This window comes from bacterium (genome assembly GCA_026708055.1).
Lineage (GTDB): Bacteria > Actinomycetota > Acidimicrobiia > Acidimicrobiales > CATQHL01 > VXNF01.
Window position 1 is genome coordinate 33179 of sequence record JAPOVS010000087.1, and the last position, 12836, is coordinate 46014.

The 12836-nt window shown below is 72.3% G+C and carries 14 protein-coding genes, 1 tRNA gene and 1 pseudogene; 12 read left to right on the plus strand and 4 right to left on the minus strand.

The features are described from left to right. Window positions 1–53: 53 nt before the first annotated feature. Both OXG55_17615 and OXG55_17620 read right to left on the minus strand, forming a co-directional pair. A tRNA-Lys gene (locus tag OXG55_17615) sits at window positions 54–127 on the minus strand. Between the two features lie 92 nt (window positions 128–219). Then, a complete protein-coding gene (locus OXG55_17620) occupies window positions 220–843 on the minus strand; it encodes a histidine phosphatase family protein (protein MCY4105053.1) in 624 nt (207 codons plus the stop codon). An 83-nt stretch (window positions 844–926) separates the two neighbouring features. On the opposite strand from OXG55_17620, the pseudogene OXG55_17625 reads away from it, so the two are divergent. From OXG55_17625 to OXG55_17680, 12 genes and pseudogenes are all read left to right on the plus strand, one after another. Beyond that, window positions 927–1160, plus strand: a pseudogene (locus OXG55_17625) (MoaD/ThiS family protein). 81 nt (window positions 1161–1241) lie between these two features. Then, the gene (locus OXG55_17630; protein ID MCY4105054.1) at window positions 1242–2390 is read left to right on the plus strand and encodes a glycosyltransferase; all 1149 of its coding nucleotides are present in this window, start codon (window positions 1242–1244) and stop codon (window positions 2388–2390) included. Next, window positions 2390–2854, plus strand: coding sequence for a YbjN domain-containing protein (locus tag OXG55_17635; protein ID MCY4105055.1), 465 nt, complete (start codon window positions 2390–2392; stop codon window positions 2852–2854). Before OXG55_17630 ends, OXG55_17635 begins: the two co-directional genes overlap by 1 nt. Window positions 2855–3054: 200 nt before the next feature. After that, complete coding sequence (proC, locus tag OXG55_17640; GenBank protein MCY4105056.1) at window positions 3055–3849, plus strand: pyrroline-5-carboxylate reductase; 795 nt, start codon at window positions 3055–3057, stop codon at window positions 3847–3849. 117 nt (window positions 3850–3966) lie between these two features. Further along, a complete protein-coding gene (locus OXG55_17645; protein MCY4105057.1) occupies window positions 3967–4161 on the plus strand; it encodes a helix-turn-helix domain-containing protein in 195 nt (64 codons plus the stop codon). 28 nt (window positions 4162–4189) lie between these two features. Beyond that, the gene (locus tag OXG55_17650; protein ID MCY4105058.1) at window positions 4190–5038 is read left to right on the plus strand and encodes an SAM-dependent chlorinase/fluorinase; all 849 of its coding nucleotides are present in this window, start codon (window positions 4190–4192) and stop codon (window positions 5036–5038) included. 136 nt (window positions 5039–5174) lie between these two features. Beyond that, complete coding sequence (locus OXG55_17655; protein MCY4105059.1) at window positions 5175–5870, plus strand: redox-sensing transcriptional repressor Rex; 696 nt, start codon at window positions 5175–5177, stop codon at window positions 5868–5870. Between the two features lie 21 nt (window positions 5871–5891). Then, window positions 5892–7151, plus strand: a complete 1260-nt coding sequence (hemA, locus tag OXG55_17660) for a glutamyl-tRNA reductase (protein MCY4105060.1) — start codon at window positions 5892–5894, stop codon at window positions 7149–7151. After that, entirely contained in the window at window positions 7123–8055 is a 933-nt protein-coding gene (hemC, locus tag OXG55_17665) for a hydroxymethylbilane synthase (GenBank protein ID MCY4105061.1), read from the plus strand. Before hemA ends, hemC begins: the two co-directional genes overlap by 29 nt. Beyond that, window positions 8052–8822, plus strand: a complete 771-nt coding sequence (locus tag OXG55_17670) for a uroporphyrinogen-III synthase (protein ID MCY4105062.1) — start codon at window positions 8052–8054, stop codon at window positions 8820–8822. Before hemC ends, OXG55_17670 begins: the two co-directional genes overlap by 4 nt. A 71-nt stretch (window positions 8823–8893) precedes the next feature. Next, window positions 8894–9874 carry a porphobilinogen synthase gene (hemB, locus tag OXG55_17675; GenBank protein MCY4105063.1) on the plus strand — a complete coding sequence of 327 codons (981 nt, stop codon included), beginning with the start codon at window positions 8894–8896 and terminating at the stop codon, window positions 9872–9874. Between the two features lie 22 nt (window positions 9875–9896). Then, window positions 9897–11180, plus strand: a complete 1284-nt coding sequence (locus OXG55_17680; protein ID MCY4105064.1) for a glutamate-1-semialdehyde 2,1-aminomutase — start codon at window positions 9897–9899, stop codon at window positions 11178–11180. A 181-nt stretch (window positions 11181–11361) separates the two neighbouring features. On the opposite strand, the gene OXG55_17685 is transcribed toward OXG55_17680, so the two are convergent. Together OXG55_17685 and OXG55_17690 are read right to left on the minus strand one after the other, a co-directional pair. Next, a complete protein-coding gene (locus OXG55_17685; GenBank protein MCY4105065.1) occupies window positions 11362–12597 on the minus strand; it encodes a sulfotransferase in 1236 nt (411 codons plus the stop codon). Continuing rightward, window positions 12594–12806: a hypothetical protein gene (locus OXG55_17690; GenBank protein ID MCY4105066.1), complete on the minus strand. Its 213-nt coding sequence runs from the start codon at window positions 12804–12806 to the stop codon at window positions 12594–12596. The genes OXG55_17685 and OXG55_17690 overlap by 4 nt, the downstream gene beginning before the upstream one ends. Between the last annotated feature and the right edge of the window lie 30 nt (window positions 12807–12836).

Sequence of the window (12836 nt, forward strand, 5' to 3'; positions counted from 1 at the left end):
TACGGCGGCCCACTCGGGACTCGGCGCACCCCGGAGGGGCTCTGCCGGTGCGGTGCCCCCGGTGGGATTCGAACCCACGATCTGCGGATTAAAAGTCCGATGCCTTGCCGGGCTTGGCTACGGGGGCGTTCCGATTATCGCAGTTGAGCGCGGCGACGCGGCGTGTCCCGGCGCCGTCGTCCCCGATCCCCCCCGGACCGGCCGGCCGCTCCGGTCCGCTCAGGCGCTCCGCGCCTCGTTGCCGGCCTCGACGGCTTGGGAGCTGTGCTGCTCGGCGTCGCCGACGGTGACCGGCTCGCCGACGCTCACCGTGCCGTTCTCGACGGTCACCCAGCGCCCGGAGAGGTTGGGCATCGGGACCATGGTGAGGCCCGCCCGCACGGTCAGGCTGCTGATGACTCCGCCGTGGGTGATGACCAGCACCTCGGGCGTGTCTCTGCGTTCCGCCTGCCGGGCGATGTCACCGAGGGCGGCATCCGCCCGCGCCACGAGTTGCTCGTCGGATTCGTAGCGGGTCGGCCGGCGGCCGCTGCCGAGATATCCCGGCCAGCCCCGTTCGATCTCGCGCCGGGTGAGTCCCTGCCACGGTCCCGCATTGCGCTCGCGCAGGCGCGGCTCGATGTCGATCACGTCGATCCCGGCGCCCGCGGCGATGATCTCGGCCGACTGGCGGGCGCGGCAGAGGTCGGAGCACACCAGCACCTCGAAGCTCGCCAGCACCGGCCCGGCTTGGGCGGCGTGGCGCCTGCCGCGCTCGGTCAGGGGCGTGTCCGCCTGACCCTGCCAACGCCCCTGGGCGTTCCATTCGCTCTCGGCGTGTCGCAGCAGCAGGAGTCGGACCACAGCCGGCGACGATACCGCCGCCGGACCGCCGCCGGCCGGCTGCCGACGGTGCCACCGGCAGCGCCCAGTTCTACGCTCATGGTGTGGCCACCTTGCGCCTCTTCGCCGCCGTGCGCCAGGCCGCCGGTGTCAGCGCCGCCGAAATCGGCGGTGACACGGTCGCCGAGGTGCTCGACGCCGCCGCGGCGCGCTTCGGTCCGGCGTTCGAGGAGCAATTGCGGGCCTGCCGGATCTGGCGCAACGGAGAGCCCGCCGACCTTGCTGAAGCCGTCGCCGCCGGCGACGAGATCGCCGCGCTGCCGCCTGTGTCCGGCGGCGACGGTCGCACCGGCCGCGTGGCGGTCATCTCGCTGCACACCTCACCGCTGGTGCAGCCGGGTTCCGGCGACAGCGGTGGCATGAACGTCTACGTGCGCGAGCTCTCGGCGGCGTTGGCACATCGCGGGCTGGAGTGCTCGGTGTACGTGCGCCGCTACCGCGACGACCTGCCACCGGAGATCGGTGTGGAGCCCGGCGTGCGGGTGGTGCACGTCCCGGCCGGGCCCGCCGACCTGCCGAAGGAGTCACTGGAGGGCACGCTCGACGCCTTCACCGCGGGTGTCCTCGCCGATCTGCGGCGGACCGGCGGCGTCGACGCCATCCACGCGCACTACTGGCTCTCCGGGGTGGCCGGCCACCGCGTCAAGCATGCCCTCGACCGACCGCTCGTGACGACGTTCCACACGCTCGACAGGGTGAAGCAGGGCCTCGGCGAGGCGGAGTCCCCGGGCCGCGCCCGCGCCGAGGAGGTCGTGGTGGCCTGTTCGGACGTCGTCTGCGCCGCCGGGCCGGTGGAGATGGATCATCTCGTGCGCCTCTACGGGGCGCCCGCTGACCGGGTGCAGATCGTGGCGCCGGGTGTGGAGCACGCACTCTTCTCGCCCGGCGACCCCGAGGGCGCCCGGGCGGCCCTGGGTCTCGGCAGCGAGCCCGTGCTGCTGTTCGTGGGTCGGGTGCAGCCTCTGAAGGGACTCGATCTGGCGGTGGCGACGCTGAGCCGTCTCCACGGTCGGCTGGGGCGTGCCCGGCTGCTCGTCGTCGGGGGCCCGAGCGGCCGCCAGGGGCGCGCCGAGCTGGCACGGGTCCGCCGCCTGGTCGCCGCGGCCGGTCTCGCCGACCGGGTGCGCTTCGTTTCCCCTCAGCCGCACCACCGCCTCGCCACCTACTACCGGGCCGCCGACGTGGTCCTGGTGCCGAGCCGGAGCGAGACGTTCGGGCTGGTGGCCCTGGAGGCGGCGGCCTGCGGCGCTCCCGTGGTGGCGGCGGAGGTCGGGGGCCTGAAGACGCTCGTCCGCCACGGCAGCACGGGCTACCTCGTGGCCGACCGCGACCCGCTGTCGTGGGCGCAGCGGACCGAGGAGATCCTGGAGGACCGTCTCACGGCCGCCACGATGGCGCTCGAGGCCGCCGCCGTGGCCAGGGGCTACTCATGGGATGCCACTGCGGGGCTGCTGGCAGGTTGCTACGACCGGCTGCGGCAGCGCCGGCTCGTGGAGTGCCTGGCCTGATGATCCGCCGGCCGGCGACGCCTGCCGAACTCGACGAGATCGAACGACGGATAGACGCCTGGGCCGCCCGCCAGGTGGCCGCCGACGACTCCGTCGCCTCGGTGGAGCGCGCCGAGCCGCCGCTGCGGCGCTGGTACATCCGGCTGCTGGGCGAGGAGAAGTCCGTCTTCTCCATCTGGCTGACGTTGCAGCAGCGTTCGTTGCACTTCGAGACCTACTTCGTCCCGGCGCCGGAGGAGAACCCGGCCCGGCTCTACGAGTACTGCCTGCGGCACAACCTCAAGCTGCGCGGCGCCCGTTTCGCCATCGGTGCGGAGGACGCCGTGTTCCTGCTCGGCGAGATCAGCGCCGGCTCCGTCGACGACGACGAACTCGACCGCATCCTGGGCACCCTCTACGAGGCCACCGAGCGACACTTCCGTCCGGCGATGCGCATCGGCTGCGCCAGCCGGTTCCGCGGCTGAGAGCGACCGCCCGGTGCCCTTGAGGGGTAGCACGGATTAGCATGTTACGACACAAAAGCTATTGACAATAAGTGACTATTTCAGTATATTTCAGTTCTGCCACCACACCAGGGGCGTCCGGGCCGGCTCAATCGGGGAAGCGGCCGGTCCGGCGCCCCTCGGCGGCCGGAGCGGCCCGGCGGTCGGGCTAGGGTGCGGGCGTGGGCTTCCGGCTGCAATTCATCGGCGGGGGCAAGATGGGCGAGGCGCTCCTCGGCGGCCTCATCGCGCAGGGCTGGGCGCCGCCCGAGGAGTTGGCGGTCACCGAGACGCTGGCGGAGCGCCGCCGCGAACTGTCGGGCCGCTTCCCGCAGACGCTGGTGAGCGACGCCCCCCAGGCGGGTGTCGACGCCGTTCTGGCCGTCAAGCCCAACGACATCGAAGCGGCCGCTGGCGCCCTCGCCGCGCTGGGCCCTCCCCGCGTGCTGTCGATCGCCGCCGGGGTGCGGACGGCCTCCCTGGAGCGCCGGCTGGGCGCCGGGACACGGGTGGTCCGCGCCATGCCCAACACGCCCGCACTCGTGGGCGCGGGCGTCTCGGCGGTGGCCCCCGGCAGCTCCGCCACCGCCGACGACGTCGGCTGGGCGGTCGACGTGCTCAGCAGCGTGGGCGCGGTGGAGGTCACCTCCGAGCAGCAGCTCGACGCGGTCACCGGGCTGTCAGGCTCGGGGCCGGCGTACGTGTTCCTGGTGGCCGAGGCGCTGATCGCCGCCGGCGTGGCCGAGGGACTGGCTCCCGAGGTGGCCGACAGCCTGGTGCGGGCGACCATCCGTGGCGCCGGGGAGTTGCTCGTGCGAGCCGATCGTCCCCCGGCGGCGTTGCGGGCGGACGTCACCTCACCCGGGGGCACGACCGCGGAGGGAATCCGGGTTCTCGAGCACGAGGGAGTCCGGGAGGCGCTGGCCGCCGCGGTGGCGGCCGCCACCCGGCGCTCGTTGGAGTTGGGCGGCTCCTGAGCGACCCCGTCCCGCGGACCTGCCTGCGGTGGGACGACTGTGGCACGAGCGGAGCGAGTTCGACTTGTTCGTCGTGTTGCGCCTGCGTACTGTGTATGCCGCGGAGTAGGGGGAGACATGGACAAGGTACAAGAGAGGCCCCGGTTCATGACCGTGGCAGAGGTGGCGGAGTTGATGCGCGTCTCGACGATGACGGTGTATCGGCTCATCAAGGCCGGCGATCTTCCGGCCGTCCGGTTCGGCAAGTCCTACCGGATCGACGAGGCGGACGTGGACGCCTACCTGGCGGACCGGTACACCCGAGCCGTCTGACACCCTGCGCTACCGCACGGTCTCGTTCCTGTCCGACTATGGGCTGACCGACGAGTTCGTCGGCGTCGTCAAGTCGGTCATCTTCTCGATCGCGCCCGAGGTCCGGATCGTCGACATCACCCACGGCGTGGATCGGTACGACATCCGCGGTGGGGGCCTCACCCTGGCGCGGGCGGCGCAGTATCTGAATCCGGGCGTCGTGCTGGCAGTGGTCGATCCCACCGTCGGCACCAGGCGCCGACCCATCGCCGTGGAGGTGGGCGGGGGCTCGTCGATCCTGGTGGGACCCGACAACGGGTTGCTGGCGCCGGCCGTCGGACTCGTGGGCGGTGCCACACGCGTCGTGGAGTTGCGCAACGAGCGGTACAGGCTCACCGGGGAGGCCAACACCTTCGACGGCCGCGACATCTTGGGACCGGCCGCCGGGCACCTGGCCCTCGGCGTGCCGCTCACCGAGTTGGGCCCGGAGGTCGATCCCGCGGGGCTGGTGCCGGGCATCGTCGCCAACGCCGCCGTGCATCCCGACCGCGTCGAGGCGGAGGTCCTGTGGGTGGACCACTACGGCAACGCCCAGCTGAACGTGGACCCGCAGGATCTGGCACACCTGGGCGACTCGCTGCTGCTGCTGACGGGAGACGACAGGCGCACGGTGCGGCAGGCCGAGACCTATGCCACCATCGGGAGCGGCGAGATCGGCTTGGTGGTGGACTCCTACGGGCTCGTCTCCCTGGCGCAGGATCGTCGCGACTGCGCCGCCGAACTCTCCCTCCAGCCGGGCTCGGCGGTCACGCTGCGCCACCTCGAGGACTCCGCTGGCGCCGGCGGAGCCGGTACCGTGACGGTGCGCCTGGGCGTCGGCGGTGGAGGCCGCGCATGAGACATGGAACCAGCATCGTGATCGCCGTCCTGCTCGTGGCCGTGCTGGTGGCCGGCGTCCTGCAGATCTTCTTCCTGGCGCGCTGAGCAACCGCCGACACTTTGTGAATTAGAGAAATCTCACTAGCCTCTCGCCAATGCGCGCGGGTGGTCCGGGAGCCGACGGCTACAACTCGATCCCGGCGGCCGCCGTGGCCCGGCTGCCGGTCTACCGCAGGGTCCTGCTGGAGTTGCTGTCCACCCGGACCACCACCGTGTCCTCGACCCGCCTGGCGACTCTTGCCGGCGTGAACGCCGCCAAGGTGCGCAAGGATCTCTCCTACCTGGGCTCCTTCGGCATTCGCGGCGTGGGGTACAACGTCGAGCATCTGCTCTACGAGGTGAGCAGGGAGTTGGGGCTGACGCACGACTGGCCCGTGTTGATCGCCGGCCTGGGCAACCTGGGTTCGGCGCTGGCCAACTACGGCGGCTTCCTGGAGAGGGGCTTCCCCGTGCGGGCGCTGGTGGACGCCGATCCGGCGAAGGTCGGCCGCAAGATCGCAGGTGTGCCGGTGCGGCACGTCGACGAACTCGAGGTGATCGCCTCGGAGAACCGCATCGCCATCGGCATCGTGGCCACGCCGGCCGCGGCCGCGCAGGATGTGGTGGACCGCATGGTGACCGCCGGCATCGGCTCGATCCTCAACTTCGCGCCGGTGGTCGTGAACACCGCCGACGGTGTCAGCGTGCGCAACGTGGACCTGGCGGTCGAACTGCAGGTGCTCAGCTTCTACCAGCGCCGCCACGTGCCCGGTGTTCTCGAGGACCTGCTGGAGCCGGGGAGGGTCTCCTGAACCTGTCGCTAGATTGACGGCGTGTCCGTCCTCGCCATCGGTCTGAATCATCGCACCGCTCCGCTGGAGTTGCTGGAGCGCATCAGCGCACCGCACGCGAACCTCCCCAAGACCCTCGGCCGGCTCGACGAGTTGCCGAACGTCGACGAGACGGTCGTGCTGTCGACGTGCAACCGGTTGGAGGTGTACGCCTGGGCGGAGAAGTTCCACTCGGCGTACGAGCACATCTACGACCACCTCGCCGATCAGGCCTCCGCGGCGGCCACGGAGATGAGCAGCTCGGTGTACTCGCTGTACGGCACCGACGCCGTGCGCCACCTCTACGCCGTGGTGAGCGGGCTGGACTCGGTGGTTCTGGGTGAGGCCGAGATCCAGGGCCAGGTCAAGCGGGCCTGGCAGACCGCCGAGGCGGCGGGAACCGCCGGCGGCAACCTGAGCCCCCTGTTCCGGCAGGCCCTCGGGGTGGGCCGGCGGATCCGGACCGAGACGCAGGTGGGGCGCCGGCTCACGTCGGTCTCCGAGGCCGCGGTGGCCCTGGCCTCGGAGGTTCTCGGCGGCTTCGCCGGCCGGCGCATCGCCGTGCTGGGTGCGGGCGAGATGGGCGGTGGCATGGCCAAGGCCATCGCCCCGGTACGCGGCGCCGAGTTGGTCCTGGCCAGCCGTTCCTGGCAGCGGGCCCAGGAGTTGGCGCTGATGCTGGGGGCGCGGGCCGTCCACCTCGACGAGCTCGCGGCCGAACTCGTGGGTGCCGACGTGCTGTTCACCTCGACCGCCGCCAGCTCTCTGGTCATGGACGTCGACGAGTTGGAGAAGGTGATGGCCGAGCGCGGCGGGCGAGAACTGCTCGTCGTGGACATCGCCGTGCCCCGCGACGTGGATCCCGCGGCGGCCGCTCTCGACGGCCTGAGATTGTGCGACATGTCCGACGTGCGGTCGTTCGCGGCGGCCAACGGGGGTCACACGGAGGCCGAGACCCGCAGAGCCTGGGCGATTGTCCACGCCGAGGCCGAGCGCCACGGGGACCAGGTGGCCGGGCGCGACGTGGCGCCGCTCATCAGCGAGTTCCGGCGGCGCATCTGCGACATCTCCCAGGCGGAGTTCGAACGCTTCGACGCCCGCCTCGCCTCCCTCGACGTCGAGCAGCGCCGGGCAGTGGAGGCGTTGGTGCACGGGATCGTCAACAAGGTCCTGCACGAGCCCACCGTGCGCCTGAAGGAAGCCGCCCCCGACGGTGGGAGCGAGCAACTGGCCGGTGCTCTCCGCGAGCTCTTCGACATCTGAATCTCTTCCCTCCGGGTCGGAGGGGCAGGACTCGCCGCGGCGTCTGCGTGTTGCCACCCGCTCGAGCCCGCTGGCCCTCCGGCAGGCCGCGGCCGTGGGCCGGATGCTGTCGCAGGAACATCCCGGCCTCGGCACCGAGGCCGTGCCGATCCGGACCGAGGGAGACCGTCTCGCCATGGCCCCGCTGGCGGACATCGGCGGCAAGGGCGTCTTCGTCCGGGCGCTGCAGGCGGCGGTCCTGGACGGTACGGCGGACTTGGCTGTGCATTCGGCCAAAGACCTGCCATCGCAGACCCCCGAGGGTCTCTGCCTCGCCGCGGTCCCGCGGCGAGGCGAGGTGCGCGACGCCCTCGTCGGCTCCCGGCTGGCGGACCTCGGGGAGGGCGCCGTGGTGGCCACGGGTTCGGCGCGCCGGCGTGTCCAGCTGGCCGACCGCCGGCCCGACCTGCGATTCGCGGACCTGCGGGGGAACATCGACACCCGCCTGGCCAAAGCAGCGGACTTCGACGCCGTGGTGATGGCCCTGGCGGCGCTGGAGCGTCTCGAGCGGCGGCCCCCGGTGCTCGAGGCCCTGGACGTGGACCTGATGGTGCCGCAGGTGGGTCAGGGAGCCCTGGCGGTGGAGTGCCGCGCCGGGGACCGCGAGCTGCGCCGCCTGCTGGCAGCGATCGAGGATCCCGCCTCCCGGCGTTGCGTGGACGCCGAACGGGCCTTCCTGGCCGCCCTGGGGGGAGACTGCACGGTGCCCGCGGGTGCGCACGCCCGGCTCGCCGGCGGCGAGGTTCACATGCGCGGGGTGCTGGCGCCGGCGGTGGGCGAGCCGCTGCGGCGCGCCGCTCTCAGCGACGGCGACGCGGCCCGCGCCGGTCTGCTGCTGGCAGAGCTGCTGACGGGGCAGGGATGACGACCTCGCCGCGGCGCCCGCTCGCTGGGCGGCGGATCCTGGTGGTGCGGCCCGCCGCCCAGGGCCTCGCCAGCGCGGAGGTCCTGCGCGCCGCAGGGGCCGAGCCGGTCGCCGTGCCGCTCATCGAGTTGCTGCCCCCGTCCGACGGCGGCGCCGCCCTGGCCGGCGCCGTGGGGCGCCTGGCCTCCTACGACTGGCTGGTGCTCACCTCGGCGAACGGTGCCGGCCGCTTGGCGGCGTCGCTCGCCGGTGCGGATCTGCCGCCCACTCTGCGGGTTGCCGCCATCGGCCCCGCAACCGCCGCGGCACTCGCCGAAGCGGGTGCGACGGTCTCGCTGCTGCCCGAACAGTTCGTTGCCGAGGCCCTGGTGGAGGTCTTCCCACGCCGAGACGTGCACGATGGCGCCGGCCGGGTGCTCGTCGTGCGGGCCGAGGTGGCACGCGACGTGGTGCCCGTCGGGCTGCGGGCCAAGGGCTGGTCGGTCGACGTCGTGGCCGCCTACCGGGCCGAGCCTCGGGTCCTGGCGGCATCCGAGCGCGCGGCCGCGGCTGGCTGCGACACCGTGATCTTCACGTCGCCCTCGGTCGTCGAGGCGTTCTGCGATCAGCCCGAACCGCTGCCGGTGCCCGGGACGGTGGCGGCCATCGGACCTGTCACGGCCGCCGCCGCCCGCCGCCGGAACCTGACCGTGCACGTCGAGGCGGGCGAGCACACCATCGAGGGTCTGGTCGCCGCCCTCGCCGCCCTCGCCGCCGCCACGGGCTAGAGCCGGCCGTCGCCGGCCGCAGCGCTGCGGCCTCGGCTGATCATCGGGCGCCGTTCGTAGACTCGGGCTCCGTGGTGTTCCCCGCCCAGCGTCCCCGCCGGTTGCGCCGCACCGCCGCGCTGCGGCGGCTCGTGGCCGAGACGGCGCTGCGAGTCGACGACCTGGTTGCGCCGCTGTTCGTGCGCCAGGGCATCGACGAGCCACAGCCGGTGCCGTCGCTGCCGGGCGTGGTGCAGCACACGGTGGCCTCGCTGCGCGCCGAGGTGCAGCGGCTGCGCGACCTGGGCGTGCCGGGGCTGATCCTCTTCGGCGTGCCGGCCCGCAAGGACGCCCGGGGGTCGGAGGCCTGGAACCCCGACGGCATCGTGCAGGTGGCCCTGCGAGAGCTGCGCGAGGAAGTGGGCGACGACGTGGTGCTGATGGCCGACCTGTGCGTGGACGAGTACACCGACCACGGGCACTGCGGCATCCTCCGCGCCGACGGCTCGGTGGACAACGACGCCACGCTGGCGATCTACCAGCAGGCCGCCGTGGCCCAGGCCACCGCCGGCGCCCATGTGTGCGCGCCCAGCGGCATGATGGACGGCCAGGTTGCGGCGATCCGCAGCGCCCTCGACGGCGCCGGGCACGCCGACGCAGCCATCCTGGCCTACGCCGCCAAGTACGCCTCGGCGCTGTACGGGCCCTTCCGGGACGCCGTGGACGTGACGATTCGCAGCGGCGACCGCAAGGGCTACCAGCAGGACTGGCGCAACGCCCGGGAGGCGCTCAGCGAGGTGCTGGCCGACGTGGCCGAGGGCGCCGACATGGTCATGGTCAAGCCGGCGGTCACCTACCTGGACGTGATCGCCCGGACGCGCGCCGCCGTGCACGTGCCGCTCGGTGCCTACCACGTCTCGGGCGAGTACGCCATGATCGCCGCCGCCGCCGAGCGGGGTTGGATCGACGGGCCGGCGGTGGCGCTCGAGCAGCTGACCGCCGTCAAGCGCGCCGGCGCCGACTTCGTGCTCACCTACTTCGCGGCCGGGATGGCCGAGGCGCTCGGTGCGTGAGCCGCACGGACATACCACCGAGATGGCCGGCACCACCAACGACGAACTGTTCGAGCGCGCCTGCGCCGTGCTCCCCGGCGGCGTCAACTCGCCCGTGCGGGCGTTCGGCTCGGTCGGCGGAACCCCCTACTTCGTCGCCCGCGGGCAGGGAGCCCACGTCTGGGACGTCGAGGGCAACCGCTACATCGACTACGTCCAGAGTTACGGGCCGGGCATCCTGGGCCACGCCCCGGCCACCGTCATTGCCGCCGTCGCCGTGGCCGCCGGCGGCGGCACCAGCTTCGGTGCGCCCACCGAGGCGGAGGTGCGCTTGGCGAACGAGATGTGCGCCCGCGTGCCGGGTCTGGAGATGCTGCGGCTGACCTCCAGCGGCACCGAGGCCGCCATGTCGGCGGTCCGCGTTGCCCGCGGCGCCACGGGCCGAAACAAGATCATCAAGTTCGCCGGCTGCTATCACGGCCACTCCGACTCGCTGCTGGCCGCAGGCGGCAGCGGGGTCGCCAACCAGGGCCTCAGCGGCTGCGACGGCGTCACACCGGGGGCGGTGGCCGACACGGTCGTGGCGCCCTACAACGTGGTGCCCGACGTCGACGCGGACACCGCGGCGGTGCTGGTGGAGCCGGTGGCGGCCAACATGGGCTTGGTGGCGCCGGCACCCGGCTTCCTGGAGGGCCTGCGGGCGGCCTGCGACCGAGCCGGCGCCCTGCTGGTCTTCGACGAGGTGATCACCGGCTTCCGGCTGGGGTGCGGCGGTGCCACGGAGTTCTACGGGGTGCGGCCCGACCTGTGGTGCTTCGGCAAGGTCATCGGCGGGGGACTGCCGGTGGGCGCATTCGGCGGCAGCCGTGACCTGATGCGCCATCTCGCCCCCCTCGGCGGCGTCTACCAGGCCGGCACGCTCTCGGGGAATCCTTTGGCGACCGCGGCCGGGCTGGCGACGCTCGCGGCGCTTGACGTGGCGGCCTATGACCGTCTCGAAGCCACCGCCGTGCGACTTGCCGCCGGGCTGGAGGATGCCTTCGCCGCTGCGGGCGTCGCTGCGGTGGTGCCGCGAGTCGGTTCCCTGCTGGGCCTGTTCTTCGGCGCCGAGACGCCTCGGAACTTCGACGAGGCCAACGCCTCGGTGGCCAGAGGCCTGTACGCCCCGTTCTTCCAGGGCATGCTGCGCCGCGGCGTGGCGCTGGCACCCGGCCCCTATGAGGCCGTCTTCGTCAGCCTGGCCCACTCCGCCACCGACATCGAAGCGACCATCACCGCCGCCACAGAGGCCGCTGCCGAACTCCCCGCCGACCTGGCCGCTGATTGAGACGCGTGCGCGCCGGCGCGGTGTCGATCCGGTCGACGCAGGCGGTCAGGCTCGGGCTTCGGCTTGCGGCGGCCTTCGAGGCGTCCGAGAGCGCGCAGGATCTCGCCCAACTGTCTGTTGAACTCGCCCATGCGGTGCCCCTGTTCTCCGTGCCCCGGATACGGCCCGACTCGAACGGGGCCTACTCGAACGGGATCGCGTGCCTCTCCCGGTAGGAGGCGAAGGCCTCGTCCACGACCTGCTCGCTCAGCCCGAAATCCCCCAGCCGGTAGATGTGCCGTCCGAAACGGTTCTGCGGGTTCGCCTCCAGGCAGCGTGCGGCTGCGTGCTCGGCCTCGTCGTCGAAACCGATCCCCGCGTGCTGGCAGATCCGCCGGAGTTGGGCAATCGGATCCCTGGTCAGGTCGTAGTACGAGACGTCGACGAAACATCCGTCGCCGGGCCCCGTCCGGACCTGCAGCGACCGGTCGACCATCCGTCGGGTCTTCCGGAGCCAGTGCTCCCCGATCTCGAGCGGATCGACGTGATCGCTGAGAATGCCGCGGGCGTGGGCCACCAGGCTGCAGAACGAGGCGACCGTCTTGCGCGGATCGCGGTGGGTCTGGACGATCGTGGCGTCGGGGAACACGCTTCGGAACGCGTCGAGGTGTTCCATGTGTTGGGGGGTCTTGAGAACCCAGGCACGGCCGGGGCGCTGCCGGCAGAGCACCTGCAGGACCCGGCGGAAGTACTCGTAGGTCCAGGTGTGGTCCTGCCCCTCCAGCCAGCGGGAATAGCTCGGCACGGACATGGTGGCCTCGCCCGACTGGCTCATGAAGGTCAGATCGATCAGCAGGACCTCCTCCTCCGGTTCGCCGTGGTCAGTGGGATGGATCGCCTTGAAGTCGGGTGCCAGATAGGCGAAGGCCCGCTCGGCGAGCCGGGCGCGCCGCGCGCGCGCCCTCTCGCCGCGGGCGCCCATGGCCGGCACCGGGTTCAGGACCTCCGCCCCCGAGATTCCCCGGATGTCGGGATGGGAGTTCAGCAGGCGCTGCAGCAGGGTGGTGCCGGAGCGCTGCAGTCCGGCGATCAGGACGATCCTGCCGAGGTTGATCTCATGGATCTCGGGATGCCTGCGGAGCAGCTCCTGGATCCGCAACCGGTTCACCAGTGCGGCGCCGAGCCGGGTCCTCTGGATCTGCCGTCCGGTGGCGGTCAGCCGGGCTTCGTCGTTGATCGCCTCGACCAACACGTCCAGGGCGCGGCGGTGCCCGTCCTCGCCGAAGTCGCTCAGCTCGGTCTTGCGCTGTGCGGCGCCGACGAGCGAATCGACGTCGAGGCGACCGGAGGGTCCGCCGCGCCGGCCCGCGTTCCCGATCCGGTTGAAGACCCTGATCGGCACGGGGCGGTAGGGGTTCGCATAGTCCGTCGAAGTCACAAGCCGCTCCTGGCTCCGGGAGCGATCGTCCGCTGCGCCGCCTTCGGCAGGCCGGCGAGCTTGACCAGCCGGGGTCGGGGACGCTCCGTCGCCCGCACCCGGACGCGCCGGGCGGCCACATCCTCCTCCTCCGTCCTGCCAAGGAGTCTCCCCACCAGGAGCGAGATCCGCCTAAACAGGGCGAGGAGACCGATTGCGAGCTTTCCCATGGCGTACCTCCGGTCGGTCCGCGCCACGAT

What these genes read in the sequence shown, in the direction of transcription:
- OXG55_17630 (MCY4105054.1), top strand. Translation starts at nt 1,242, where the DNA reads ATGAACGTCTACGTGCGCGAGCTCTCGGCGGCGTTGGCACATCGCGGG.
- OXG55_17635 (MCY4105055.1), top strand. Translation starts at nt 2,390, where the DNA reads ATGATCCGCCGGCCGGCGACGCCTGCCGAACTCGACGAGATCGAACGA.
- OXG55_17645 (MCY4105057.1), top strand. Translation starts at nt 3,967, where the DNA reads ATGGACAAGGTACAAGAGAGGCCCCGGTTCATGACCGTGGCAGAGGTG.
- OXG55_17655 (MCY4105059.1), top strand. Translation starts at nt 5,175, where the DNA reads ATGCGCGCGGGTGGTCCGGGAGCCGACGGCTACAACTCGATCCCGGCG.
- OXG55_17670 (MCY4105062.1), top strand. Translation starts at nt 8,052, where the DNA reads ATGACGACCTCGCCGCGGCGCCCGCTCGCTGGGCGGCGGATCCTGGTG.
- OXG55_17680 (MCY4105064.1), top strand. Translation starts at nt 9,897, where the DNA reads ATGGCCGGCACCACCAACGACGAACTGTTCGAGCGCGCCTGCGCCGTG.
- OXG55_17690 (MCY4105066.1), bottom strand. Translation starts at nt 12,806, where the DNA reads ATGGGAAAGCTCGCAATCGGTCTCCTCGCCCTGTTTAGGCGGATCTCG.